Consider the following 25,550-nt stretch of genomic DNA (forward strand, 5'->3'; position numbering starts at 1 on the left):
TCGGCCGGGTGTCGCTAACGCACCTAGCCCTAGTTTTACCGTCCCGAACGGAGCGTTCGCGACACGCGCCCCGGGCCCACCGCATGCCGTGAAGGCCCCCTTCACCGCGCTCAACGCCGCGAAGGACCCCTTCACCACACCATCAAGCCCCGGGGAAAAGACCCACCAGCAAAGCCGCACCTCCGCACCTACCGAGAAAACCTCATTAGGGCGCATGAGCCACCCGCGGCCAGTAGCGTCGGGTCCTGACCCTATCCGGCGAACTCGCCCGGATCTTGAGCCGCGAATGCGGTTCTACAGCTTGAGTTTTCGCGCATGTGCGGAAATGGCTTCACTGCTGAAGAGTTCGGGACTTGTCCCCGCGCAGACGGCGTAGCACGCTCACGTGTGAGCCCGATCACCAGCGTGTGTGGCCGGACTTGGCCGTTCCCGAACCGGCCCGCCAGCCTCGCGCCCCGGCGGGCATTTTCTCTTGGAGGCCTGATGCGCATCACCGTCCATGTCGACGGCACGAGCTACACCGACGACGTCGAGCCACGCACCCTGCTCGTACATCACCTGCGTGAACGGCTCGGCAAGGTAGGGACCGTGGTCGGCTGCGACACCAGCAACTGCGGCGCCTGCACCGTCCATCTCGACGGGCACAGCGTGAAGTCCTGTTCGGTGCTCGCGGTCCAGGCGGACGGCTGCGAGGTCACCACCATCGAAGGACTGGCCCGTGACGGGCAGCTGCACCCGGTCCAGCAGGCGTTCCACGACAACCACGCCCTGCAGTGCGGGTTCTGCACGCCCGGCATGATCATGCAGTCGATCGACCTGCTCGCCGACAATCCCGACCCCGACGAGAAAGCCGTCCGCGAAGGCCTCGAAGGCAACCTCTGCCGTTGCACCGGTTACCAGAACATCGTCCGCGCGGTCCGCGACGCCGCCCACCACATGCGGCCCGGTGCCGGGCCGGAGGCCGAGCAGATCGCCGACGAGGCCGCACAGAGCGAAAAGTCCGCTCCGCACGTCGGCGTCGGTGGTGAATGATGACCGCCACGATCGAACCCGAGGTAGGAAAAGCGCGCCGCCGCAAGGAGGACGAGCGGCTCATCACCGGACGTACCCGCTGGACCGACAACATCACGCTGCCCGGCCTGCTGCACCTCGCCGTGCTGCGCAGCCCGCTGGCTCACGCGAGGATCGTCTCCATCGACACGTCCGAGGCGAAGAACTCTTCGGGCGTCATCGCCGTGTACACCGCGAAGGACCTGGACCCGGACGGCACGATCGGCATGCCCTGCGCGTGGCCGATCACCCCGGACATGGCCACTCCGCGGCGTCCGGTCCTGGCCGATGGCCAGGTGAACTTCGCCGGTGAAGGCGTCGCGGTCGTCGTCGCGCGCAGCGCCGCCGAAGCACGCGACGCGCTCGAGAAGATCGACGTCGACTACGACGAATTACCGGTCGTGCTCGACATGGAGGCCGCGCTCGCCGAGGGCGCTCCGCTCGTCCACGAGGATCTCGGCAGCAACCGCAACGCCGTCTGGGTCTTCGACTCGGCCGAGGCCGGCACCGGTGGCGACGTCGAGGAAGCACTGTCCACTTCGGACGTCGTGCTGAAGCGCCGGTTCCGCCAGCAACGCCTCGTCCCGGCGTTCATGGAACCCCGCGCGTGCGTGGTCGACCCGACCGGCCCGCACATCACGATGTGGTCGGCGACCCAGATCCCGCACATCCTCAAGACGATGTCGGCGCTGACGCTGGGCTTGCCCGAGCACAAGCTGCGGGTCATCGCCCCCGACGTCGGCGGCGGGTTCGGCGGCAAGATCGGCGTGCTGCCCGAAGAGATGATGGCCCTGCTCATCGCGAACAAGCTCGGGAAACCGGTGAAGTGGAACGAAACCCGGTCCGAGACGATGCTGGCCGCGCACCACGGCCGCGACCAGATCCAGGACATCACGATCAGCGCGAAGTCCGACGGCACCGTCACCGGGCTCAAGGTCGAGCTGCTCGCCGATCTCGGCGCGTACAACGGGCTCGTCGGGCCCGGCGTGCCGATCCTCGGCGCGTTCATGTTCAACGCGATCTACAAGATCCCGGCCTACCACTTCGCCTGCACCAACGTGTACACGAACACGACGCTGACCGACGCCTACCGCGGTGCCGGGCGGCCGGAGGCGACCTTCGCCATCGAGCGGATGATGGACGAGCTGGCCGCCGAACTGCGCATGGATCCCCTCGCCATCAGGGAAAAGAACTGGATCACCCACGAGGAGTTCCCGTACACCACGGTCGCCGGGCTGACCTACGATTCCGGTGACTACGAGGCCGCCACCGCGAAGGCGAAGGAGCTGTTCGACTACGACGGCCTGCGCGCCGAGCAGGAAAAGCGCCGTGCGGCAGGGGAAACCGTGCAGCTCGGCATCGGGATCTCGACGTTCACCGAGATGTGCGGGCTCGCGCCGTCCCGGGTGCTCGGCTCGCTGTCCTACGGGGCGGGCGGCTGGGAGCACGCGGCCATCCGGATGCTGCCCACCGGCAAGGTCGAGGTCATCACCGGCGCGTCCGCGCACGGCCAGGGGCACGAGACGGCGTGGAGCCAGATCGTCGCCGACCAGCTGGGCGTGGCGTTCGAGGACGTCGAGGTCGTGCACGGGGACACCCAGTCCTCGCACAAGGGTCTCGACACCTACGGTTCGCGGTCGCTGGTCGTCGGCGGGATCGCGATCGTCAAGGCCGCCGAGAAGGTGATCGCCAAGGCCCGGCCGGTCGCGGCGCACCTGCTCGAATGCGCCGAGGACGACCTCGAGTTCGCCGCGGGCAAGTTCACCGTGAAGGGCACGGACACCTCGACGTCCATTCAGGACATCGCGCTCGCCGTGTTCGCCGCGCACAATCTGCCCGACGGTATGGAACCTTCGCTCGACGCGGACGCGACGTTCGATCCGGAGAACTTCTCGTTCCCGCACGGGACCCACCTGTGCGCGGCCGAGGTGGACACCGAGACCGGGCAGGTCCGGCTGCGTTCCTACGTCTGCGTCGACGACGTCGGCGTCGCGGTCAACCCGCTGATCGTCGAAGGCCAGGTGCACGGCGGGCTCGCGCAGGGCATCGCCCAGGCGCTGTTCGAGGAGGCCGTGCACGACGAGGGCGGCACGCTCACCACCGGCACGTTCGCCGACTACCTGCTGCCATCGGCGGCGGACCTGCCCTCGTTCACCACCGCGCGGACCGAAACACCGTCGACGACGAATCCCTTGGGCGCCAAGGGGGTCGGCGAGGCGGGCACGATCGCCTCGACCCCGGCGGTGGTCAACGCCGTGGTCGACGCGGTGCGCCACCTCGGAGTGACCGACGTCGAAATGCCCATGAGCCCGATGCGGGTGTGGAGTGCCATCCAGGGAGGTGCCCAGTGATCCCGGCCCCGTTCGACTACGTCGCTCCGTCCACTGTGGATGAAGCGATCCGTGCCCTGTCCGAAGCGGGCGAGGACGCCAAGGTGCTGGCGGGCGGGCAGAGCCTGCTGCCGGTGCTGCGGATGCGGCTGGCCGCACCGTCCACAGTGGTCGATCTCGGGAAGATCGCCGAGCTCCGGGGAGTCCGTGAGGACGGCGGCTCACTCGTGGTCGGCGCCATGACCACGCACTACGACGTGCAGCGCGATCACCTGATCGCCGAGCACGCCGCGCTGGTCAAGGCCGCGACCGACACCGTCGCCGATCCGCAGATCCGGCACCGCGGCACGTTCGGCGGCGCGATCGCGCACGCCGATCCGGCGGGGGACCTGCTCGCCCCGGTGCTCGCGCTGGACTGCGAACTCGTCATCGCCGGTCCGAACGGGCGGCGGACGGTGCCCGCGGGCGAGTTCTTCCAGGACCTGTTCACCACCGCGCTGGCCCCGGACGAACTGCTCGTCGAGGTCCGCGTGCCCAAGCACACCGGCTGGCACGCGCACTACGCGAAGTTCAACCGGGTCGCGCAGGCCTGGTCGATGGTCGCGGTGGCGGTCACCGTCCGTGTCGACGGCGGCGGCATCGCCGAGGCCAGGGTGGCGCTCACCAACATGGGCGCGACCCCGGTGCGGGCCACCGCGGTCGAAGCGGCGCTCGTCGGCTCTCCGGCGACCGCCGACACGTTCCGGGCGGCGGCCGAGCACGCGGCCGAAGGCACGAACCCGGCATCGGACGGCAACGCCGACGCCGAGTTCCGGCGGCATCTCGCCCGCGTCCTGACCGGCCGGGCACTGGCCGCCGCGGTCGGCTGATGACGCACGTCGGGGCCACCTGCCCGTAAGGTGGCCTCGACGGCTCATCACAGCGGAACACGCAGAAGGAGGTCGGCTCGTGCGGCTCGACCACGAGTTCACCGTCCCGGCACCGATCGGGGAGGTCTGGCAGGCGGTCGTCGACCCGGAGCGGGTCGCCCCGTGCATGCCCGGCGCGACGCTCACGAAGGTCGAAGGGGACACCTTCAGCGGCACGGTGAAGGTCAAGCTCGGCCCGATCTCCTTGCTGTACAAGGGGACCGGCGAGTTCCTGGAGAAGGACGAGGCCGCGCGCAAGGTGGTCATCAAGGCCTCCGGCAAGGACTCCCGCGGCGCGGGCACGGCGGCCGCGACGGTCACGCTCACCCTCACCGAGGCCGAGGGCGGCACACACGGCGCCGTCGCCACCGACCTGGCCATCACCGGGAAGCCCGCGCAGTTCGGCCGCGGCATGATCGCCGAGGTCGGCGGCAAGATCCTGGACACCTTCGCCGGTTGTCTCGCGGAGAAGCTGGCCCCGGCCGCCGGGGACGCGGCCGAGAAGCCCGAAATCAAGGCCGTCCCCGATCCGGTGGCCGACCCCAAGACCGACGGCGCCAAGGCGGAGGCGCCGAAATCCGAGGCCCCGAAGGCCGCCACGGCCACCGCCGAGAAGCCGAAGCTGCACAGCGTCCCGCCCGCCGCCGAGACCGAGGCCATCGACCTGCTCGACTACGCGGGCCAGTCGGTGCTGAAGCGGCTCGCGCCGGTGCTCGCGGCCGTGGTGGCGTTCGTCGGGGTGTTCGCGATCGTGCGGCGCCTGCGGCGAAAGTCATCGTCTCGGTAGGTCTATACCCGCCGCCGATTCGGACACTTCACCCGTACCGGCGACGCTCCCGACATCGACCGGCTACGCTGGGCGACCTCGCCGGCCTATCTTGCGCAGGGGGAGCGTCGCGATGCAGGGAGCCGTCTCCCAGGGAACGCGGTCCGCGTGGCCCGGCTGGCCAGGCCGGTGGGCGATGTGGTCGGCCGCGCGGCCCCGCTGGATCGCCTACGCGGTGACCTGCGAAACCGTGGCCGCGGGCGCGATGGTGCTCGCGCTGGTGACCGGATTCGGCGGTGCGGTCCGGCCGGTGTGGTTCGCGGCGCTGGTGGCGCTCGGGATCGCGCAGGCGGAGATGTCCCGCCGGATCGAGCGGCTGCGCCGGTGGATGAGCGGCCAGACGCACATCAACGTGACCTCCGTCTGGTACCTCGCCGGCGCGGTACTGCTCCCGCCCGGCTGGGTCGCGTTGCTGGCCGTGGCGCTGTACGTGCACTTGTGGCTGCGGGTGTGGCGGCACGTACGCAGCCGCCCGGCGCATCGGTTCGCGGCCAGCACGGCGTGGGCGATGCTGTCGTGCTTCGCCGCCTCCGCCTCGTTGACGGTGACCGGACTCGACAGCGCACCGCTGGAAACCTGGCGAGGCGTCGGCGCGCTCGTGCTCGCGGCCGTGGTGTTCGAGCTCGTCAACATCGCGCTGGTGGCGGCGGGCATCTACCTCTACACCAGCAAACCGTCGCTGGCCGATCTCATCGGCACTCGCGAGGACAACGCCTTCGAGCTCGCGACGCTGTGCCTCGGCGGGCTCGTCGCGCTCGCGCTCGTCGTGCAGCCCGTGCTGATCGTGTGCGCCATCGCCCCGCTGCTGTTGCTGCACCGGTATCTGCTGCTCAAACAACAGCTTCAGGTCGCCGCGGTCACCGACGAGAAGACCGGCCTGCTGAACACGGCGGGCTGGCACAAACGTGCCACCCGTGAGTTCGCCAGGGCCCGGCGGCGCGGGGCGAGCGGGGGTTTCGCGGTCCTCATGATCGATCTGGACCACTTCAAACGGATCAACGACACCTACGGCCACCTCACCGGGGACGACGTCCTCGCCGAGGTGGCCGTCGCGATCACGGGATCGGTGCGGGCGAGCGACACCGTCGGCCGTTTCGGTGGCGAGGAGTTCGTCGTGTTGCTGCCCGCGGTCGGCGGCGTCGACGTGCTCGGCATCGCCGAACGGATACGGGCCACCATTGGCGCGCTGAACGTGGTGATCTCCAGCGGCGCCGGGACGATCCACATCGGCGAGCTGTCCGTCTCCGTCGGCGTCGCCTACTATCCCGGCGCCGGGGACACGCTCGACTGCGTCCTCCGCGCCGCCGACGAAGCGCTCTACCGGGCCAAAGACGCGGGCCGCAACCGCGTCGCCCTCTGACCGCCGGTGTGACCCCCGACTCGAAATACCGCGCGATCCCGGCCGTTGAACCGGATATGACGGAGCACGAGACGGACGTGGTGGTCATCGGGGCCGGACAGGCCGGGCTTTCCGCCGCGTATCACCTCCATCGCTCCGGATTCCGCAACGAGAGCGGGTTCGTCGTCCTCGACCACGGCGACCGCGCGGGCGGTGCCTGGCAGTACCGCTGGCCGTCGCTCGTTCTCGGCAAGGTGCACGGCCTCTACGACCTGCCGGGCATGACGCTCGGCGTCCCGGATCGCTCGCGGCCCGCGTCCGAGGTCGTGTCCGAGTACTTCGAGCGTTTCGAGAAGACCTTCGATCTGCCCGTGCGGCGCCCCGTCGACGTCCAGTCGGTGACCCGGGACCGCGAACGGCTCGTCGTCGCCAGTGCCACCGAGACCTGGGCCGCCCGTGCCGTCATCAACGCGACCGGCACCTGGGACAAGCCGTTCTGGCCGCACTATCCGGGCCAGGAGACGTTCGCCGGGCGTCAGCTGCACACCGCGGACTACACCGGCGCCGAGGACTTCCGTGGCAAGCGGGCGCTCGTCGTCGGCGGTGGGGCCTCGGCCGTCCAGCTGCTCATGGAGATCGCCCCGGTCGCCGCCGCGACGCGCTGGGTTACGCGGCGTCCGCCAGTGTGGCGGGACGAACCGTTCAGCGAGGATTGGGGCCGCAACGCCGTTGCCAAGGTCGAACACCGCGTGCGGGCCGGGTTGCCACCGGAGAGCGTCGTCAGCGTGACCGACCTGGCGCTCACCCCCGAGGTCCGCCAGGCGCAGGCTGACGGAATCCTCGACCGGCATCCGATGTTCGACCATCTCACGCCCGGCGGCGCGGTCTGGGCGGACGGCACCCGCTTCGACGCCGACGTCATCCTCTGGGCCACCGGTTTCCGTGCCGCGCTCGACCATCTCGCCCCGTTGCACCTGCGTGCGCCCGGCGGCGGGATCGAGGTCGAGGGCACCCGCGTGGTCGTGGAACCGCGGCTGCATCTGGTCGGGTACGGGCCGTCGGCGAGCACCGTCGGGGCCAACCGCGCGGGCCGCGCGGCTGTCCGCGAAGTGCGGGCGTTACTCGGCCAATCAGCGGTGCCGTCGTTGACACGCAGTGCGTGAAGCTGCGCGAAGACCACCCGTAATGGTCTGTTCCACTCACTGCATTCGGTGTTAACTGGCTCACACAACGTCGTCGATCGACGCATAGGGGGCCAGATGCCGTCCTTCAGATGGGTTATCAGACTCTTTCCGGTGACATCGCTCGCGGTGGCTGCCGCGATGGTCGTGCCCACCCCGGCGGGCGCCGCCGGGGCCGCCGCGGGCCTGGCGAAGGTGTGGCCGACTCCCCAGCAGGTGACGTCGCGGCCGGGCCAGGTCACCATCCCGCGCACCGTCGTCGAGGTCACCGGCCGGGACACCGATCCTTCCGCGCTCGCGGTGGTGGAACAGGTGCTCCGCTCGGCGGGCGCGAGCACCTTCGTCAAGATCACCGACGGTGACCAGGCCGCCCAGACGGCACGCGAGCGCGGCGGGCTCGTGGTGTTCGTCGGCGGTCCCACCGAGAGCAAGGCGACCGCGCAGGCGCTCGCCGCGCTCAAGGTGGACGGGCCGGAAGGCCTGCCGCGCGGGGGCTACGTCCTCGCCGCGGACCGCGGTGTCATCGCACTGTCCGGTGTGGACACCACTGGAACGTTCTACGCCGCGCAGTCGATGCGTCAGCTCTTCGCCGGTGGCAAGAGCGGCGCGTTCACCATGCGGGACTGGCCGGCGGCGCCACTGCGCGGTGTCATCGAGGGCTTCTACGGCGCGCCGTGGTCGCACAACGATCGCTTGGCACAGCTGGATTTCTACGGCCGCACCAAGCAGAACATCTACGTCTACTCGCCCAAGGACGACCCGTATCTGCGGGCCCGCTGGCGTGACCAGTACCCGCCCGACCAGCTCGCCCTGATCTCGCAGCTGGTCTCCCGCGCCACCGCGAACCACGTCGAGTTCACCTACGCGCTCTCGCCGGGGCTCTCGGTGTGTTACTCCTCGGACGCCGACGCGGCGGCGCTCGTCTCGAAATTCCAGTCCCTGTGGGACATCGGGGTCCGCTCGTTCTCGATCCCGCTCGACGACATCTCCTACACGCGCTGGAACTGCGACGCCGACGCCGCGAAGTTCGGCACCGGCGGCGCGGCCGCGGGCGCCGCGCAGTCGTTCCTGCTCAACCGCGTGCAGAAGGACTTCATCGCCACGCATCCCGGCGTCGAGCGGCTGCAGATGGTCCCGACCGAGTACTACGACGTCGACGACTCGCCGTACAAGACCGCGTTGCGTACCCAGCTCGACCCGGCCGTGCTCGTCGAGTGGACCGGGGTCGGCGTGGTCGCCAGCCAGATCACCGAAAAGCAGGCACAGCAGGCGAAAGCGGTGTTCGGGCACGACATCCTGATCTGGGACAACTACCCGGTCAACGACTACATCACCGAGCGGCTGCTCCTCGGCCCGTACATCGGGCGTGAGCCCGGCGTCGCGAAGCTCATGTCCGGCATCACCGCGAACCCGATGGTGCAGGCGGAGGCCTCGAAGATCGCCGAGTTCACCTCGGGGAACTTCCTGTGGAATCCGGCGAGATACGATCCCGACGCCTCGTGGGCGGCGGCCGTCGCCGATCTCGGCGGAGCGGCGGCACCGGCGCTGAAAGTGTTCGCGGAGAACAACTTCTCGAGCCTGCTGGCCCGTCTCGACACCGGGAAACCGGATCTGGACTCGCCGGTGCTGCGCCCGCTGCTGAGCGCGTTCTGGACGGCGCTGGACAACAAGAACCCGTGGGACGCGGCGGCGAAACTCGACCGCTACCTCGCCCTGATGACGGCCAACCCGGCCGATCTGCGGCGCGGGATGGCGTCGAATCCGAAGTTCCTCGCCGAGGTCGGGCCCTGGCTCGACCAGGTCGGGTTCTACGGCCAGGCAGGGCAGCACGCGGTGAAGATGCTGATGGCGCAGTACGTCGGGGACGGCCAGAAGGCGTGGGCCGAACGCGGCGAGCTGGTCGCGGCGCTGCAGAAGGCGCGGGACATCCGCGTCCAGACCGCGCGCGGCCCGCGGAACCCGAGTTCCTGCACCGCGGTGTGCGTCCCGTTCCTGAACTCCGCGCTGGCCGCCGCGGACCGCTGGTTCGGGCTGCCCGGCGTTCGGCCGCTGCCGGTGACGACGCTCGGTACCTACACCGACAACGGGCCCGAGCGCATGGTCGACGGTGACCCCGACACGTACTACTGGAGTGACGGGCCGCCGGGGCTCAACGACGCGGTCGGCGTCGATCTCGGTGCCGCGCAGCCGGTGTCCCATGTGGACGTTCTGATGGGCAAGCCCACCAGTCCCGCCGACTTCGTCCACAGTGGAGTGCTGGAGTACTCGTCCGACGGTGAGCACTGGACGGTGTTGCAGGTCGTCGCGCAGCCGACGCTCTCGGCCGACTTCCCGGCCGGGGCCAAGGCCCGCTTCGTGCGGGTGCGCTCGACCGGGACGCAGATCAACTGGGTTGTGACCCGGGAGTTCACCGTTTCCGTCCCCGGCACGCCGAAGTACACGGTGTCCGGCACCCCGGCGGGGACGAAACTCGAAGCGGCGGCCGACAACAACGCGGATTCGGTGTACACGGCGGGCTCCGCGCCAGTCGCCGGTGACGCGCTCGTGGTCACCGCCGCCTCGGCGAAACCGCTCGTCAAGGTCGTCGTGCTGGCCGTCGAATCCGGCGCCGGTGCGGACGTGCAGGTCGCCGACGCGGCGGCGCCGGGCGGCTGGCGCACGATCGGCAGGCTCGACGGGCGCTACGCCGAACTGCCCGCCCGTGGTGCCGTGACCGACCGGGTCCGTCTCTTGTGGACACCGGGCACGGTCGCCCCGAAGATCGCGGAGGTGGTTCCCGTCTTCGCACGTTAGCCACTTCTTGGCGCTGCTCCCCGCTCATCGGAACATCGATGGGCGGGGAGTCCTGTATACGGAGCGTATCTGGACCGTTTCACCTTCGTTCGCCGGTTGCCAATGTCCGGTAATGACCATTAAGGTTCCGTTTTAGTTAGGAAACTTTCCTAACAGTAAACGCCGCAGGTCCTATCCGCCCAGCTCGTCCGGTATTCCAGGAGCGCGACGTGTCCTCTTCCCGATCCCGAACCCTGCTCAGGCTGGCGCCCGCGGCTGCCGCGGTCGTGCTCGTGCCCGCCGCCCTGAGCGCCACCACCTCGTCAGCGGCCGCGGCCGACACCCTGCTCACCAAGGGAAAGCCGACAGCCACCTCCACCATCGAGAGTGCGTCGTACTCCGGCGACAAGGCCGTGGACGGCGACACCAAGACCCGGTGGGCGAGCGTCGAGAGCGCCGATCCGCAGTGGCTGCGCATCGACCTCGGTCAGCCGTCCACAGTGCACCGCGTGCGGTTGAACTGGGAGGCCGCGTACGCGAAGAAGTACCGCATCGAGATGTCCGACGACGGTACGAACTTCCGCACCGTGGCCACGATCGACAACGGCGACGGCAAGATCGACGATCTGCCGGGGCTCACCGGGCACGGCCGTTACCTGCGCTTCGTCGGTGTCCAGCGGGCGACCAGCTACGGCTACTCGCTCTGGGAACTCGAGGCCTTCGGCACTCCGGACTCCACCGGTGACACCCAGGCGCCGAGTACCCCGGCCGGGCTGACCGCGGGGGAGGTCACCACCTCCAGTGCGGCGCTGAATTGGACCGCGTCGACCGACAACGTGGGCGTCGCCGGCTACGACATCCTCCGCGACGGCAAGGTCGTCGCCAGCTCGGAGACCACGTCGTACAACGACACCGGCCTGACACCCGACACGTCCTACACCTACTCCGTGCGGGCACGCGACGCCGCGGGCAACACCTCGGCGGCGAGCGCCGGCGTCACGGTGCGGACGAAGACGGGCAGCGCGTCGGGATTCGTCCTCGCCGCGGCGGGCGACATCGCCGAGCAGTGCACCGCGTCGAGTTCGAGCTGTGTGCACCCGAAGACCGCCAAGCTGGTCGAGCAGATGAACCCGGCCGCGGTGATCACCATGGGCGACAACCAGTACGACGACGCGCACCTGTCGGACTTCCAGAACTACTTCGACAAGACCTGGGGCAGGTTCAAGGACAAGATCCACCCGATCCCGGGCAACCACGAGGGCTACGACAGCCCGAAGAACCAGGGCTACAAGGACTACTTCGGCAAGATCGCGACCCCGAACGGCAAGACGTACTACAGCTGGGAAATGGGGAACTGGCACTTCATCGCGCTGGACTCCAACGAGTTCGCCCCGCCGGACGATCTCGCGGCCAACGCGGAGTCCGCGCAGCTGACCTGGCTCAAGCAGGATCTGGCCAAGAACACCAAGGGCTGCGTCGCCGCGTACTACCACCACCCGCGGTTCAGCTCGGGTGACCACGGTGACCAGAAGGGCAGCGCGGAGCTGTGGAAGCTCCTGGCGGCCAACAAGGTCGACCTGGTGCTCAACGGCCACGACCACCACTACGAGCGGTTCAACCCGCAGAACGCGGACGGCAAGGCCGACCCGGCCGGTCCGGTGGAGATCCTCGGCGGCATGGGCGGGGCGCACCTCTACCCGATCCACTCCGCGCACCCGACCACGGCGAAGCTGATCGGCGGCACCTACGGCGTGCTGAAGCTTTCGATGACCGACACCAGCTTCCAGAGCCAGCTTCTTGGCGTGGACGGCAAGGTCCTCGACAGCAGCCCGACCTACACCTGCCACTGATCGGGGCCGCGGATGTACATCGCGACAAGCCGTAGTTCGGACGCCGCTTCGGGTGTCACCGCCGAGGCCGGCCGCACGCCCGCGCTGCGCAGGGTGTCCGCCAACGTGGTGGCGCTCGGCATGGTCAGCCTGGTCACCGACATCTCCTCGGAGATGGTCACCGCGGTGCTGCCGCTGTACCTGGTGCTCGGGCTCGGGCTCAACCCGCTGCAGTTCGGGTTGCTCGACGGCCTCTACGCCGGGGCGACCGCGGTGGTGCGGTTGCTCGGCGGGCACGTCGCCGACCGATGGCGGCGGCTCAAGGCGGTGGCCGGGTTCGGCTACGGCTTGTCCGCGGTGTGCAAGCTCGGCCTGCTGGCGGCCGGTTCGTCGGTGGCCGCGATCGGCGCGGTGCTGGCCGCGGACCGCACCGGCAAGGGCCTGCGGACGGCACCGAGGGACGCGCTGATCTCACTGAGCAGTGACCCGGCGACGCTGGGCCGGTCGTTCGGGGTGCACCGGGCGATGGACACGGTCGGGGCGTTCCTCGGGCCGCTGGTCGCGATGGCGGTGCTGTGGTTGTCGCTCGGCAACTACCAGGCGGTGTTCTTCACCAGCTTCTGCATCGCCGCCATCGCGGTGCTGCTGCTCGGGTTGTTCGTCCGGGATCGGAAGAGCCCGCCCGAGGTACTCCCTACCGCCGAGGGCACATCAGCGCAGTCCGAGCGGGTCCGTACCTCGGTGCGGGCCGCGTTCGGCCTGCTGCGGGACGCGCCGTTCCGGCGGATCTCGATCTGGGCGGCGCTGCTGGGCCTGGTCACGATCGGCGACTCGTTCGTGTACCTGGTCCTGCAGCGCCGGTGGTCGGTCGAGCCGCAGCTGTTCCCATTGCTGCCGCTGGGCACCGCCGGGGTCTTCCTGCTGCTGGCGGTGCCACTGGGCAGGCTCGCCGACCGGGTCGGCCGGTGGGCGGTGTTCCTGGCCGGGCACGTCGCGCTGGGCGCGGCGTTGCTGATCCTCGCCGGGCCGACCGGCGGGATCTGGATCGCCGTGTGCGCGCTCGCCCTGCACGGCGCGTTCTACGCGGCGACCGACGGGGTGCTGATGGCCGCCGCCGGCCCGTTGTTGCCCACCGGGCTGCGGGCGACCGGGATGGCGGTGATCCAGACCGGGCAGGCGGTGGCCAGGATGGCCTCGTCCGTCCTTTTCGGACTGGCGTGGACGGTGTGGGACCTGCGGCCGGCGGTGTTCGTCGCGGCCGGGGTGTTGCTCGTGGCGGTGCTCGCCGCCGCGGTGGTCAAGCCATGGGCGGTGCGCGCGTGAAGAAGATCCTCCTCGCCGTGGTGGGTGTGCTGGTCCTGGCCGGTGCCGCGGTCGTGTTCGTGGTGAACGCCAGGGCGGGCGACGGCGGCACGAACGCCGTGCCGGTGGTGACCGGCCAGCCGATGACGTTGTCGCCGGGACGGCTGTTGTTCCGCAACACCGCGCCCGGCCCCGACTCGGGGAAGCTGGCGTCGGTACCGCTCGCGACGCCGGACGCGCCTCGTCAGGTCGGTGACCTGCGCTGCGACCGCGTCGCCGTGGCGGCGGGGACCGGCGTGTGCCTCGCCGTGCACCCCGACGTGCTCCCGGCGGTGAGCGACGTGATCGTGCTCGACGACAAACTCGGCGTCAAGCACAAGGAGACGCTGCCGGGCACGCCGAGCCGGGCCCGGGTGTCGCCGGACGGCAAGTTCGTCTACTGGACCCTGTTCGTCACCGGTGACTCCTATGCCGCGCAAGGGTTTTCCACCCGCGCCGGGGTGTACGAGGTCGAGACCGGAACCCTGGTGAAGACGATCGAAGAGCTCGCGGTGTTCGTCGGCGGCCAGCGCTATCTCGCCGCGGACGTCAACTACTGGGGCATCACGTTCGCCCCGGACGGGAACCGGTTCTACGCGACGCTCGGATCCAAGGGGCAGACTCACCTGATCGAGGGCGACTACCAGCGCTATCGCGGGAAGTCGTTGCGGGACAACGTCGAATGCCCATCCCTTTCGCCGGACGGTAAGCGGATCGCGTTCAAGAAGAAGGTGTCCGAAGGCGTATGGCGGCTTTCGGTGCTCGACCTCGCGAGCATGCGGGAGACACCGCTGGCCGAAACCCGCAGCGTCGACGACCAGGCGCTGTGGCAGGACTCCTCGACCATCCTTTATGGACTCGCCAAGCCGGACGGCGGTTCGGACATCTGGTCCGTGCCCGCCGACGGCTCGGGCGCGCCCCGGTTGCTGGTGGCGGGCGGGGCCTCGCCCGCCGTGGTGAGCTGACGGCGAACTCGCGTGATCAGCCGCGTATCTCGCGTGATTGCGTGGAGATCTCGCGTGATCAGGGGCGGAGGTAGCGGATCTGGGCGTCCTTGCCGACGTCGCGGGTGGGGCGGCCGGTGAGGTGGGACGGGACGCCGACCTCCCACCAGGCGCCCGCTTCGGTCCATTTCCGTGGCTGGGTCTTGACCACGACGACGGCGGGGCGTTGCCCGGCGACGGCGGCCTCGCGGGCTTTCGCGTAGGCCGAGCGGACGTCGTCGAGCGAGACCGCCGGGAAGACCGCGCAGCCCAGTGCGGCGGCGTGCGCGGCGAAGTCCACTCGCGGTGGTGCCTCGGCCGAAGACCGGCAGTCGGCGTAGAAGTTGTTGAACGGGGCTCCGCCCTGTCCTTCCTGGAGGCGCGCGATGACGGCGTACCCGTCGTTGTCGCAGACGACGGCGACCAGCGGATGGCCCGCGAACGCGGCCGAGAACAGCTCGGAGTTCAGCATCAGGTACGACCCGTCCCCGAGCAGGGTCGTCACCAGCCCGCCGGTGTGCCCGATCGCGGCGCCCCAGGCGCCGGACAGTTCGTAGCCCATGCACGAGAACCCGTATTCGACGTCCATGCTGACGGTGCCGGATCCGCGCCACCCGCCGATCAGCTCGCCCGGTAACCCGCCGGACGCCGTCATCACGTAGTCCGACGGCGCGGACAGCTCGTTCACCGTGCCGACCACCTGGGCGTAGCTCGGCGCGCCGTCGCCGTCCGGAGTTCGCAGCGTGTCGATGTGCGCGTCCCAGCGTGCGCGTTCCTCCGCCGCCCGCGCTGTCCACTGTGGATCGACCTGCCAGCTTTCCAGCTGCGCCGCCAGATCCGCGAGCCCGGCGTCGGCGTCACCGACGACGGCCAGCGCGCCGTGCTTGACCGCGTCGAACCTCGCCGCGTTCACGGTGATCAGCCGGACGTCGGGGGAGAACAACGTCCACGACGCCGTCGTGAAGTCCTGCAACCGGGTACCCACGGCGAGCACGACGTCGGCTTCGGCCGCGAGGGCGTTCGCCGAAGCCGAGCCGGTGATCCCCAGCGGTCCGGCGTGCAGCGGATGATCGTGCGGGACGAGCGTGCGCCCGGCCGTCGTCTCGGTGACGGGAATGCCGTGCCGCTCGGCGAAGTCCAGTGCCCGCTTCCCGGCGCCGGAGTACCGGACGCCGCCGCCCAGCACCAGCAGCGGCCGCCGGGCCGCGCGCAGTGTCGCGGCGGCGGAGGTGAGGGACCGCCGGTCCGGCCGGGGCCGCAGCGGCCGATGGGTGACCGGTTCGAACAGCGCCTCCGGGAAGTCGTAGGTCTCCGCCTGGACGTCCTGCGGCAGCGCGAGCGTCACCGGACCGCAGTCGGCAGGATCGGTGAGGATCCGCGCGACCTGTGGCAGTGTCGAGAGCAACTGTTCGGGCCGGATGATCCGGTCGAAGTACCGGCTCACCGCGCGGAACGCGTCGTTGACGGTCGCCCCGGGATCGCCGAAGTGCTCGACCTGCTGCAGCACCGGGTCCGGGGCGCGGCTGACGAACGTGTCGCCCGGCAGCAGCAGCAACGGCAGCCGGTTGGCGTGCGCGACCCCCGCCGCGGTGACCATGTTCAGTGCCCCCGGCCCGATCGACGACGTCGCGACGCCGACCTGGCGCCGATGCGTCGCCTTCGCGTAGCCGACCGCAGCGAGCGCCATGCCCTGCTCGTTGTGCCCGCGCCAGATGGGGATCTCGTCGCGATGCTCCTCCAGCGCGGTTCCGAGCCCGAGCACGTTGCCGTGCCCGAAGATCGCGAACACGCCGCCGAACAGCGGAACTTCGCGCCCGTCCAGGGTTTCCGAACGTTGCGCGAGCATCCAGCGCACGAGTGCCTGTGCTGTCGTGAGTTTCACCGGACGATCCCTTCGTGGCTCGTCACCGGGCACCGCGGGTCGAGGTCCTGCGCCGCCCAGGTGTCGCGGACCCAGCCGTGCGCCGGGTCGTCGCAGAACGCCATCGACCGCTCCTCGGCCGGGCCCGCCAGGACGTTCAGGTAGTACATCGGATAGCCCGGCGCGGCGACGCAGGGCCCGTGGTAGCCGCGGGGGATGAGGAAGACGTCGCCGTCGCGCACCGCGACGTCCTCGTCCAGCGCACCGTCCGAAGTGTACGTCCGGTGCAGCCCGAACCCTTCCCGCGAAGGAGTGACCCCGTCCCGCCCAGCGATGCGGAAGTAGTAGATCTCCTCGTTCAGGACCTCGCATTCGGTGGCCTCGTCGTGCTTGTGCGGTGGATACGAGGACCAGTTCCCGCCGGGCGTGATCAGTTCGCACGCGTTGAGCTTGTCCGCGTGCTCCCAGACGCCGGGAACGCCGAAGTTGGTGACCTGCCGCGTCGCCTGCCCCGCCCCGCGGACCTCGACCGGTACGTCCTCCGCCGGGCCGTATCGCGGGGTGAGACGCCGGGTGCACCGAGCCATCGGCAGCGCGACCTCCAATCCGTCTACACTGGACAGCCTTACCTCGGCATCCCGTGGTACGTAAGCGAAATCCGTGACGCGGGTGAATACCGAGTCGCGTCCGGCCAGCTCGAACACCTCGCCGTCGACCCGGACCGTGCCCGAGCCCGCCAGCGGGAGGACGAACGCCTCGAACTCACCGGTGTGCACCACGCGTGACTCACCAGGAGCGAGCGCGAGCACGCGCAGCCCGGTATAGGTCCAGCCCGCCGAATCCGGGGTCAGCCGGACCTGGTCGGCGCCGTCCGAGAGGGTCCCCATCCGGCGGTGGAGTTTGCTCACTTCGCGGCCTCCAAGAGTTTCGCGGCGGCCGCCACGGCGGCGCCGACATCACCATCGGGCGGGTAGAGCAGCGTGCGGCCCACGACGAGACCGCGGACGACCTCGTGCCGCACCGTCCGGCCCCAGGCCGCGAGATCCTCGGCAGGGTCGGGCGAGGGCGCGCCGCCGAGCACGACCACCGGCAGCGTCGTCGCGCCGAGCACCGCGGGGTCGTCGGTCGAGGGCAGCTTCAGCCAGGTGTAGGCCGAGGTCACCCCGATCCCGGACGCCACTGTCACCGCGCGGGCCAGCGACGCGGTGTCGGTCTGCAGCACCAGCCTCCCGGTGTCGCTCTGGCTGTAGGGGAGCGGCTCGACCATGGCCATCAGCCCGTAGGCGGCGAGTTCGGTGACCGCCTCGGCGCAGGCCTGCAGTGTCGGCACGGTGCCGCGGTCGGAATCGACGAGGCGCAGCAGCATCTTGCCGCCGTCGAGCCGGGAGTCCATGAGCGACCGCGCGTCGTACCCGGTGAACCGGTCGTCGATCTCCCATTCCGCGCCCGCCAGTCCGCCCCGGTTCATCGAGCCGATCACGATCTTGTCGTGCAGTGCGCCGAGCAGCAGCAGTTCTTCGACGATGTCCGGGGTGCCGAGGATCCCGTCGACCGCCGGGTTCTCGAGCGCGACGAGCAGGCGTTCCAGCAGCGACCGCCGATCGGCCATCGCGGTGGGGTCACCGCCGACGCCGAGCGCACCGCGCGCCGGGTGATCGGCCGCGACCAGGAACAACGTGCCCCGCTCGGACAGCAGGTTCGGCCGTTTCCGCCGGGCCGCGTACGCCTGGCGTACCGCCTCGGGATCGGTGGCCCGCGTCCGCAGCAGCTCACGCCAGCGTTCGTCGGTCAGCACGGACTCCGCCGACGTACTCCCTTCCGCGGAGGCGGCATCAGAAACAGTCACGACAACAACTCCTCGATCTCGTGCGCGGTAGGCATCGCGTCGGCGCAGGCCAGCCGGGAGGCGACCAGCGCGCCCGCCGCGTTGGCGTAGGTCGCGATACGCACCGGATCCCAGCCGGACAGCAGTCCGTGGATCACCGCCCCGCCGAACCCGTCCCCGGCGCCGAGGCCGCACACGACCTCGACTCGCTGGGGCGGCACGGTCCACCGGCCCTCCGCGGTCGCCACCAGAACCCCGTCGGCACCCTTCTTGATCACCGCCAGCGTGACACCCCTGGCCAGCATGCGCGAGGCCGCTTCGTCGGGGTCGGCGGTCCCGACGGCGACCTCGGCCTCGGCGCGGTTCCCGACCGCGACGCTCACGTGGCTCAGCATCCACCCGATCTCGGCCCGCGCGGTTTCGACGTCGGGCCAGAACATCGGCCGGTAGTCCAGATCCAGCACGGTGTGCTCGCGACGCCCGCGGTGCTCCAGCATCTTGCGCTGCGTCGTCCGCGCCGGTTCGGTGGAGACGCCCGTCCCGGTGACCCACAGCAGCGGCACCGACTCGACGACCTCCCAGGGCACCTCGTCCTCGGTGATCGTGAGATCGGGCGCGATCGGGGAACGGTAGAACAGCAGCGGTGGATCGGCGGGCGGGTTCAGTTCGCAGAACACCACCGGTGTCTGCAGTTCCGGCGACGTCCCGACGTACTCGGGTGAGACGCCGAAACCGGACAACGCTTCTCGCACGTAGCCGCCGAAGCCGTCCGGCCCGACCTTGGTGAGCACGGCGGTGCGGCGGCCGAGCCGGGCGGCCGCGACCGCGACGTTGGTCGCGGTGCCGCCGAGCGACTTGGCGAACGTCGACACCCCCGTCAGCGGCACCCCGCTCTGCTCGGGGTAGAGGTCCACCCCGACCCGGCCGACGGTCAGCGCCTCCAGTCTCATGTGGACTCCACCTGCCGCAGTTCGTGTTCCAGCGCTTCGAGTTCCGCGCCGCCCGCCATCTGCCGCGTCAGCTCCGGCAGGGTGATATCGGCTTTTTCGTACGAACCCAGCGCCGCGCCCCGCTTGAGCAGGAGGAACCGATCGCCGACCGGATAGGCGTGGTGCGGGTTGTGCGTGATCAGCACGACGCCGAGGCCGCGGTCCCGTGCCTGCGCGACGTACTTGAGCACGACCCCGGCCTGTTTGACGCCGAGCGCGGCGGTCGGCTCGTCGAGGATCAGGACCTTCGCGCCGAAGTACACCGCACGGGCGATCGCGACGCACTGCCGTTCGCCGCCGGAGAGCGTGCCCACCGGCTGCTCGACGTCCCGCAGATCGATGCCCATGTCGGCCAGCGCCTTCTTCGTCGTCTCGCGGCCCTTCCTCCGGTCCAGCGCCCGGAACGGGCCGAAGCCGACGGTCGGTTCCGAGCCGAGGAAGAAGTTCCGCCAGACGCTCATCAGCGGGACGACGGCGAGGTCCTGGTAGACCGTCGCGATGCCCCGGTCCAGCGCCTCGCGCGGGGAGGCGAACCGGACCGGCCGGCCCTCCACTGTGTACTCGCCGTGGTCGTGCTGGTGCACCCCGGCGAGGATCTTGATCAGCGTCGACTTGCCGGCGCCGTTGTCGCCGAGCACGCAGGTGACCTCGCCCGCATTGACCACAGTGGACACGTCACGCAGCGCGATGACGCTGCCATAGGTCTTGCCGACGTCGGTGACTTTGATGAGATTCATCGCCGTACCCTCTCCGCGCGACGCCGGAAGGCGTTGTTGACCAGGACCGCGGCGAGCAGCATCACGCCGAGGAAGAGCATGAACCAGTCGCTGTCCCAGCGGGCGAACACGATGCCCTGCCGGGCCATGCCGAAGATCAGCGCGCCGATCGCGGCGCCGATCGCCGAGCCGAAGCCGCCGGTGAGCAGGCAGCCACCGATCACCGCGGCGATGATGTACTGGAACTCCAGCCCGATGCCCTGGTTGGCCTGGACGCTGGCGAAGCGCAGGATGTTGATCGAGCCGACCAGCCAGGCCGCGAGCGCGGTGGTCATGAACAACAGGATCTTCGTGCGCACCACGGGCACGCCGACCGCGCGCGCACTGGCCGCCGACCCGCCGACCGCGAAGATCCAGTTCCCGAACCGGGTGCGGACCAGCAGCCACGCGGCCACCAGCGCGAACCCGATCCACCACACGATGGAGATCTGGAACGGTGTACCGCCGATGTCCACAGTGGACGCGAAGACGAAACCGGAGGACGCGTAGCCGTCGGCCGAGCGCATTCCCGACACCTGCACGGTGCCGGTGACCAGCCGGGTCACGCCGAGGTTGAGGCCCTGCAGGGCGAGGAAAGTGCCGAGCGTGACGATGAAGCTCGGCAGGCCGGTCTTCAGCACCAGCCAGCCGTTGAACGCGCCGACGCCGAGCGCGAACACCAGCGAGACCAGCAGTGCGAGCCAGACGTTCCAGCCCGCCTGCGTCGCGAGGATCGCGGTGACCAGCGAGGTGGACGCCGTCATCACGCCCGCGGACAGGTCGAACTCGCCGCCGACCATGAGCAGCGACACCGCGACGGCCATGATGCCGAGCGTCGACGCGTCGTCGAGCCAGGTCGCTACGCCGCTCGCGCTGAAGAACTGGTCCGTGACGAGCGTGAAGAACAGGAAGACGACGACGGCGCCGAGCAGCGCGCCGATCTCCGGGCGGATCACGAGCCGATCCAGCAGACGTGGCCTGGCCACGCGTTCGTCGAGTGTTGTCGTGGTCATCGGGTGCCCCTTTGCACGTACCGGCCGACCTTGTCCACAGTGGATTTGTCGACCAGGTCGGGGCCGGTGAGCACCGGCTTCCCGCCGCCGACGACATTGGCGTTGTCCCGGTACAGCTTCAGGTACGTCACCGGCAGATAGCCCTGTTCGTACTGCTGCTGGTCGACCGCGAACTGGACCTCGCCCGCCTTGATCGCTGCCACCACGTCGGAGTTGAGGTCGAACGTGCCGACCTGCGCCTTCGAGCCCGCCGACTTGATCGCGCTCACCGCGCGGGCCGCGACCTGGGAGTTCAGCGTGAGCACCGCGTCGAGCGCGGAGTCCGTCTGGACCGCGCCACGGATGCGGGATTCGGCGTCGGCCGGGTTGCTGATGTCCACCTGCAACGTCTGGACGTCGCCGCCGAAGCCGGCTTTCGCGCCGTCACAGCGCTGCGCCTGGCCGACGTTGCCCGCCTCGTGGATCACGCACAGCAGCTTCTTCTTGCCGAGCGCCTTGAACTTCTTCCCCGCCTCCTGCCCGGCGATCGCCTCGTTCTGCCCGACGTGCGTCAGCGCGCCGTAGCCCGCGCTCCTGTCCTCGCCGGAGTTGATGGTGATCACCGGGATGCCCGCGCGCACGGCGGCCTCGATGGACGGCTTGAGCGCCTCGGGGTTGGCCATCGATACCACCAGCCCGCCGACGTGCTGGGCGACCGCGTTGTCGATCAGCTTGGCCTGGTTGCCGGGATCGCCGTCGGAGTTGTATTCGACGCCGACGTTCAGGTCCTTGCCCGCCTGCTCGGCGCCGTTCTTGACCACGTTCCAGAACGCGTCGCCCGCGGTGCCGTGCGTGATGACCGCGACGCGCAGCGGCCCGGTGTCGGCGGGCGCGGGCGCGCCTGTGGCGGCCTTGGGCTCGGCCGCCGGGCCGGTGCAGGCCGACAGCAGCAGCAAACCCGCTGCCGCCATCAGTCCCGCGATGAAGCGATGGGACCTCATCGTCTCTCCTCGCTCTGCTGTCTTCGCTATACCGCTGTCCGGCGGCTGATCACCGCACGCAGGTACGCCAGGCTCGTGGCCACGTCCCGTTTCGGAAGATCCACCGGGCTTTCCTCGCTCAACGCGGTGTCCTGTTCCAGGACGTACCACCCGTCGTAGCCCGCCTCGTGAACGAACCCGACCATCGCGTCGATGTCTACGTCTCCTTCACCGAGCGGAACATACAACCCGGCACCGACAGCTTCGGTGTAGCCGACCCGTCCGGCACGCACGTCCTCGGCGAGTTTTCCGTTGACATCCTTGAGATGCAGGTGCCCGACACGGTCCGGATGACGTTTCGCGAGTTTCACCGGATCGGTGCCTCCGATGAGCAGATGCCCGGTGTCCAGGCACAGCGGAAGATCCGAATCGGCGAGGAACCGTTCGACCTCGCGCTCGGTCTCCACCTGAGTGCCGACGTGCGGATGCAACACGGTCGTGAGGCCGTGTTCCGTTGCGACGTCACGGATTTTCGCGGTGGTGTCGATCAGTGTCGCCCACTCGTCGCCGGACAGCGGTGGCCGTTCGTCGTAGCCCTCGAGCCCGGTCGCGGCGGCGAGCACGAGGACTTCCGCGCCACACGCGGCGAACAACGCGGCGGACTCCTCGGCCTCGGCCAGCGCGGCATCGGCGTCCGCGTGCAGGACGACGGCGAGGAACCCGCCGATGAGGTTCAGCTCGTACTCGCAGAGCAGGGCGCGGAGATCGCCGGGTTCACGAGGAAGGTAGCCGGGCGGGCCGAGCTCGGTGGCACGGATGCCCAGCTCCGCCATCTCGCCCAGCACGGTCGGCGCGTCGAGTACCCGGCCCCAGCCGGGCACTTCGCACACGCCCCACGAGATGGGCGCGGCGGCGATGCGGATCCCGGGCGACGTGGCGGGCATGGACGGCACTGTCATCGACTCTCCAGCCGGTCGGGGTTAGAGCGCTCTATTGATTAGAGCGCTCTAATCTTGTAGCGTCCGTCACAGCGAAGTCAAGGGCCGATTCGGAAGGGGGCGCCGATGACCCGGCCGACCATGGAGGACGTTGCCGAGCGGGCGGGTGTCTCGCGCGCTCTCGTCTCGCTCGTGATGCGGAATTCTCCCAAGGTCTCCGATCAGCGCCGTGCCGCCGTGCTCAAGGCGGCCGAGGAGCTGGGATATCAGCCGCACGTGATGGCGCGGTCACTGGCCAGCCGGACCTCGACCGTGGTCGGCGTGATGGTTTCCGATCTCCGCAACGCCTTCTTCGCCGACGTGGTGGAGGGGCTCGACGCCGCGGCGCAGGCGGCGGGCTTCGACCTGATCCTCAACACCGGCGGCCGCAGCCCGTCCCGTGAACGCGCCGCGCTACGTAGTCTTCTCTCCTTTCGTCCGGCCGGTGTCGTGCTGCTTTCGCCGGTCGCGCCCGCGTCCGCGATCGACGCGGCGGCCGGGCAGTGCCCGGTAGTGCTGGTTTCACGCACCTCCCGCGCATCGGGAGTGGACACCGTGAACGACGACGGCGAGGCGGGCGCCGCGATGGCCGTCGAACATCTCGTCGCACTGGGCCACCGGCGGATCGCGCATCTCGACGGCGGGGGCGCGGCGGGTGCCGCGGCCCGGCGCAAGGGATTCGGCCAGGCCATGCGCGCGCACGGCCTGGAGCCGATCGTCGTACGCAGCGAGCACACCGACACCGCGGGTGAGAAGGCGGTACGGGAGCTGTTGTGCCGGTACCCGAGGGCCGAACTGCCGACGGCGTTGCTGGCGGGCAACGACTTCAACGCGGTCGGCGCGATTTCGGCGCTGGAGGAGGCCGGGTTCACCGTACCGGGGGACGTCTCCGTCGTCGGCTACGACAACACTTCACTCGCCGCGCTCCGGCACGTCTCACTGACCACTGTGGACCAGCCGAGAACCGAAATGGGCAGGCTGGCCTTCGAAGCCCTGCTGGAGCGGGTCCGCGGCGAACGCGCCGAACCGGTCCGGCACCAGCTGCATCCCCGCCTGGTGGTCCGGTCGACCACCACGAGCCCGCAAGGAGAAACCCCGTGACCGAACTCGTCCCGCACTGGATCGACGGCGCCCGCACCCCGGGGGTGTCCACCCGCCGCGGCGAGGTCTTCCAGCCCGCGACCGGGGCCGTCGCCCGCCAGGTCGCGCTGGCCGATGTGTCCGATGTGGACACCGCGGTCGCCTCGGCGGTCAAGGCCGCGCAGGACTGGGCGGAGACGTCGCTGACCACGCGGACCCGGATCCTGTTCAAGTTCCGCGAGCTGGTCGACGCGCACCGCGACGAACTGGCCCGTTTGATCACCGCCGAGCACGGCAAGGTGCTCGCCGACGCGGCGGGCGAGGTCCAGCGCGGCCTCGAAGTCGTCGAGTTCGCCTGCGGTATCGCGCATCTGCTCAAGGGCGAGCATTCCGAGCAGGTCTCGCGCGGCGTCGACGCGTACTCGATCCGCCAGCCGCTCGGCGTCGTCGCCGGGATCACGCCGTTCAACTTCCCGGTCATGGTCCCGATGTGGATGTTCCCGATCGCCATCGCGTGCGGGAACACGTTCGTGCTCAAGCCTTCCGACCGCGATCCGTCGGCGTCGCTGCGGCTGGCCGAGTTGTTCACCGAAGCGGGCCTGCCGCCGGGCGTGCTCAACGTCGTCCAAGGCGACGCCGAGGCGGTGAACGCGCTGCTGGCGCACCCGGACATCGCCGGGGTGTCGTTCGTGGGCTCGACACCGATCGCCCGGCACGTCTACGAGACCGGCACGCGCCACGGCAAGCGGGTCCAAGCGCTGGGCGGGGCGAAGAACCACATGATCGTGCTGCCGGACGCGGACATCGCGGGCGCGGCCGACGCGGCGGTGTCGGCGGGTTACGGCAGCGCGGGCGAGCGTTGCATGGCGATCTCCGTCGTGGTCGCGGTGGGGCGCACCGGCGACGAGCTGGTCGAGGCGATCGCCGAACGCACCCGCGCGCTCACCACCGGCCCCGGCGTCGACGAGGATTCGCAGATGGGCCCGGTGGTCACCGGCGCCGCCCGTGACCGCATTCTGTCCTATGTGGACGCCGGGGAACGGGCGGGCGCGGCACTCGTGGTCGACGGCAGGGGCCTCGCACCGGAAGGCCACGAGGACGGCTTCTGGATCGGACCGACGTTGTTCGACCACGTCACCCCGGAGATGTCCGTCTACACCGACGAAATCTTCGGGCCGGTGCTCGCCGTGGTGCGCGCGGAGTCGTTCGAGGCCGCGCTGGAACTGGTCAACGCCAACCCATATGGCAACGGCACCGCGATCTTCACCACTGACGGCCTTGCCGCGCGGGAGTTCGAGCGCCGCGTCACGGCCGGGATGGTCGGCATCAACGTGCCCATCCCGGTTCCCATGGCGTACTACTCCTTCGGCGGCTGGAAGGACTCGCTCTTCGGTGACACGCACGTCCACGGCGCCGAAGGCGTGCGGTTCTACACCCGGGCCAAGGCGGTCACCTCGCGGTGGCCGCGGCAGGCACACGGCGTCGACCTCGGATTCCCCACACACCGCTGAGCAGCGACTTCAGAACAGTGA

20 protein-coding genes are annotated in these 25,550 nt (G+C 69.9%); 12 read left to right on the plus strand and 8 right to left on the minus strand.

The genetic code is table 11. The annotated features are described in order from the left end of the window. Nucleotides 1–483: 483 nt before the first annotated feature. The 10 genes from ACFW0G_RS31680 (at nt 484) to ACFW0G_RS31725 (ending at nt 14,541) form a co-directional block, all read left to right on the plus strand. Nucleotides 484–1,032, plus strand: a complete 549-nt coding sequence (locus ACFW0G_RS31680; protein ID WP_378329108.1) for a (2Fe-2S)-binding protein — start codon at nt 484–486, stop codon at nt 1,030–1,032. After that, nucleotides 1,032–3,401 carry a xanthine dehydrogenase family protein molybdopterin-binding subunit gene (locus tag ACFW0G_RS31685; protein WP_378329109.1) on the plus strand — a complete coding sequence of 790 codons (2,370 nt, stop codon included), beginning with the start codon at nt 1,032–1,034 and terminating at the stop codon, nt 3,399–3,401. The genes ACFW0G_RS31680 and ACFW0G_RS31685 overlap by 1 nt, the downstream gene beginning before the upstream one ends. After that, a complete protein-coding gene (locus ACFW0G_RS31690; protein ID WP_378329110.1) occupies nt 3,398–4,249 on the plus strand; it encodes an FAD binding domain-containing protein in 852 nt (283 codons plus the stop codon). Before ACFW0G_RS31685 ends, ACFW0G_RS31690 begins: the two co-directional genes overlap by 4 nt. Before the next feature lie 79 nt (nt 4,250–4,328). Then, a complete protein-coding gene (locus tag ACFW0G_RS31695) occupies nt 4,329–5,075 on the plus strand; it encodes an SRPBCC domain-containing protein (RefSeq protein WP_378329111.1) in 747 nt (248 codons plus the stop codon). A gap of 175 nt (nt 5,076–5,250) precedes the next feature. Continuing rightward, the gene (locus tag ACFW0G_RS31700) at nt 5,251–6,474 is read left to right on the plus strand and encodes a diguanylate cyclase (protein ID WP_378329142.1); all 1,224 of its coding nucleotides are present in this window, start codon (nt 5,251–5,253) and stop codon (nt 6,472–6,474) included. Nucleotides 6,475–6,530: 56 nt separating this feature from the next. Beyond that, nucleotides 6,531–7,616 (plus strand): NAD(P)-binding domain-containing protein, encoded by a 1,086-nt coding sequence (locus ACFW0G_RS31705; RefSeq protein WP_378329112.1) that lies wholly within the window; start codon nt 6,531–6,533, stop codon nt 7,614–7,616. Between the two features lie 132 nt (nt 7,617–7,748). Then, the gene (locus ACFW0G_RS31710; RefSeq protein WP_378329113.1) at nt 7,749–10,427 is read left to right on the plus strand and encodes a beta-N-acetylglucosaminidase domain-containing protein; all 2,679 of its coding nucleotides are present in this window, start codon (nt 7,749–7,751) and stop codon (nt 10,425–10,427) included. 209 nt (nt 10,428–10,636) lie between these two features. Continuing rightward, entirely contained in the window at nt 10,637–12,256 is a 1,620-nt protein-coding gene (locus ACFW0G_RS31715) for a discoidin domain-containing protein (protein ID WP_378329114.1), read from the plus strand. A gap of 12 nt (nt 12,257–12,268) precedes the next feature. Next, the gene (locus ACFW0G_RS31720; RefSeq protein ID WP_378329115.1) at nt 12,269–13,558 is read left to right on the plus strand and encodes an MFS transporter; all 1,290 of its coding nucleotides are present in this window, start codon (nt 12,269–12,271) and stop codon (nt 13,556–13,558) included. Next, nucleotides 13,555–14,541: a hypothetical protein gene (locus ACFW0G_RS31725; RefSeq protein ID WP_378329116.1), complete on the plus strand. Its 987-nt coding sequence runs from the start codon at nt 13,555–13,557 to the stop codon at nt 14,539–14,541. The genes ACFW0G_RS31720 and ACFW0G_RS31725 overlap by 4 nt, the downstream gene beginning before the upstream one ends. A 58-nt stretch (nt 14,542–14,599) precedes the next feature. Here the strand turns inward: ACFW0G_RS31725 and iolD are convergent, their stop codons facing one another. From iolD to ACFW0G_RS31765, 8 genes are read right to left on the minus strand one after another with little or no spacing between them, the layout of a single operon-like run. Next, the gene (gene iolD, locus ACFW0G_RS31730; RefSeq protein ID WP_378329117.1) at nt 14,600–16,441 is read right to left on the minus strand and encodes a 3D-(3,5/4)-trihydroxycyclohexane-1,2-dione acylhydrolase (decyclizing); all 1,842 of its coding nucleotides are present in this window, start codon (nt 16,439–16,441) and stop codon (nt 14,600–14,602) included. Then, entirely contained in the window at nt 16,438–17,328 is an 891-nt protein-coding gene (gene iolB, locus ACFW0G_RS31735) for a 5-deoxy-glucuronate isomerase (RefSeq protein ID WP_378329118.1), read from the minus strand. The genes iolD and iolB overlap by 4 nt, the downstream gene beginning before the upstream one ends. After that, nucleotides 17,325–18,215, minus strand: a complete 891-nt coding sequence (locus tag ACFW0G_RS31740; protein ID WP_378329143.1) for an aldolase — start codon at nt 18,213–18,215, stop codon at nt 17,325–17,327. Before ACFW0G_RS31740 ends, iolB begins: the two co-directional genes overlap by 4 nt. A gap of 47 nt (nt 18,216–18,262) precedes the next feature. Then, entirely contained in the window at nt 18,263–19,195 is a 933-nt protein-coding gene (gene iolC / locus ACFW0G_RS31745) for a 5-dehydro-2-deoxygluconokinase (protein WP_378329119.1), read from the minus strand. Then, nucleotides 19,192–19,971 (minus strand): ATP-binding cassette domain-containing protein, encoded by a 780-nt coding sequence (locus tag ACFW0G_RS31750; protein WP_378329120.1) that lies wholly within the window; start codon nt 19,969–19,971, stop codon nt 19,192–19,194. The genes iolC and ACFW0G_RS31750 overlap by 4 nt, the downstream gene beginning before the upstream one ends. After that, a complete protein-coding gene (locus ACFW0G_RS31755; protein WP_378329121.1) occupies nt 19,968–21,002 on the minus strand; it encodes an ABC transporter permease in 1,035 nt (344 codons plus the stop codon). The genes ACFW0G_RS31750 and ACFW0G_RS31755 overlap by 4 nt, the downstream gene beginning before the upstream one ends. Next, a complete protein-coding gene (locus tag ACFW0G_RS31760; protein WP_378329122.1) occupies nt 20,999–21,982 on the minus strand; it encodes a substrate-binding domain-containing protein in 984 nt (327 codons plus the stop codon). The genes ACFW0G_RS31755 and ACFW0G_RS31760 overlap by 4 nt, the downstream gene beginning before the upstream one ends. Before the next feature lie 26 nt (nt 21,983–22,008). Beyond that, nucleotides 22,009–22,920 (minus strand): sugar phosphate isomerase/epimerase family protein, encoded by a 912-nt coding sequence (locus ACFW0G_RS31765; RefSeq protein WP_378329123.1) that lies wholly within the window; start codon nt 22,918–22,920, stop codon nt 22,009–22,011. A 105-nt stretch (nt 22,921–23,025) separates the two neighbouring features. Here ACFW0G_RS31765 and ACFW0G_RS31770 point away from each other — a divergent pair, with 105 nt between their 5' ends. After that, nucleotides 23,026–24,039: a LacI family DNA-binding transcriptional regulator gene (locus tag ACFW0G_RS31770; protein ID WP_378329124.1), complete on the plus strand. Its 1,014-nt coding sequence runs from the start codon at nt 23,026–23,028 to the stop codon at nt 24,037–24,039. Further along, a complete protein-coding gene (locus tag ACFW0G_RS31775; RefSeq protein WP_378329125.1) occupies nt 24,036–25,529 on the plus strand; it encodes a CoA-acylating methylmalonate-semialdehyde dehydrogenase in 1,494 nt (497 codons plus the stop codon). The genes ACFW0G_RS31770 and ACFW0G_RS31775 overlap by 4 nt, the downstream gene beginning before the upstream one ends. The last annotated feature ends 21 nt before the right edge of the window (nt 25,530–25,550 follow it).

Origin of the sequence: Amycolatopsis sp. NPDC058986 (genome assembly GCF_042741125.1) — a bacterium.
GTDB lineage: Bacteria > Actinomycetota > Actinomycetes > Mycobacteriales > Pseudonocardiaceae > Amycolatopsis.

Bases quoted from the DNA above. Each gene is read 5' to 3' on its own strand.
- ACFW0G_RS31680 (WP_378329108.1), top strand. From the start codon at position 484: ATGCGCATCACCGTCCATGTCGACGGCACGAGCTACACCGACGACGTC.
- ACFW0G_RS31685 (WP_378329109.1), top strand. From the start codon at position 1,032: ATGACCGCCACGATCGAACCCGAGGTAGGAAAAGCGCGCCGCCGCAAG.
- ACFW0G_RS31700 (WP_378329142.1), top strand. From the start codon at position 5,251: ATGTGGTCGGCCGCGCGGCCCCGCTGGATCGCCTACGCGGTGACCTGC.
- ACFW0G_RS31705 (WP_378329112.1), top strand. From the start codon at position 6,531: ATGACGGAGCACGAGACGGACGTGGTGGTCATCGGGGCCGGACAGGCC.
- ACFW0G_RS31720 (WP_378329115.1), top strand. From the start codon at position 12,269: ATGTACATCGCGACAAGCCGTAGTTCGGACGCCGCTTCGGGTGTCACC.
- iolC (WP_378329119.1), bottom strand. From the start codon at position 19,195: ATGAGACTGGAGGCGCTGACCGTCGGCCGGGTCGGGGTGGACCTCTAC.
- ACFW0G_RS31750 (WP_378329120.1), bottom strand. From the start codon at position 19,971: ATGAATCTCATCAAAGTCACCGACGTCGGCAAGACCTATGGCAGCGTC.
- ACFW0G_RS31755 (WP_378329121.1), bottom strand. From the start codon at position 21,002: ATGACCACGACAACACTCGACGAACGCGTGGCCAGGCCACGTCTGCTG.
- ACFW0G_RS31760 (WP_378329122.1), bottom strand. From the start codon at position 21,982: ATGAGGTCCCATCGCTTCATCGCGGGACTGATGGCGGCAGCGGGTTTG.
- ACFW0G_RS31765 (WP_378329123.1), bottom strand. From the start codon at position 22,920: ATGACAGTGCCGTCCATGCCCGCCACGTCGCCCGGGATCCGCATCGCC.
- ACFW0G_RS31770 (WP_378329124.1), top strand. From the start codon at position 23,026: ATGACCCGGCCGACCATGGAGGACGTTGCCGAGCGGGCGGGTGTCTCG.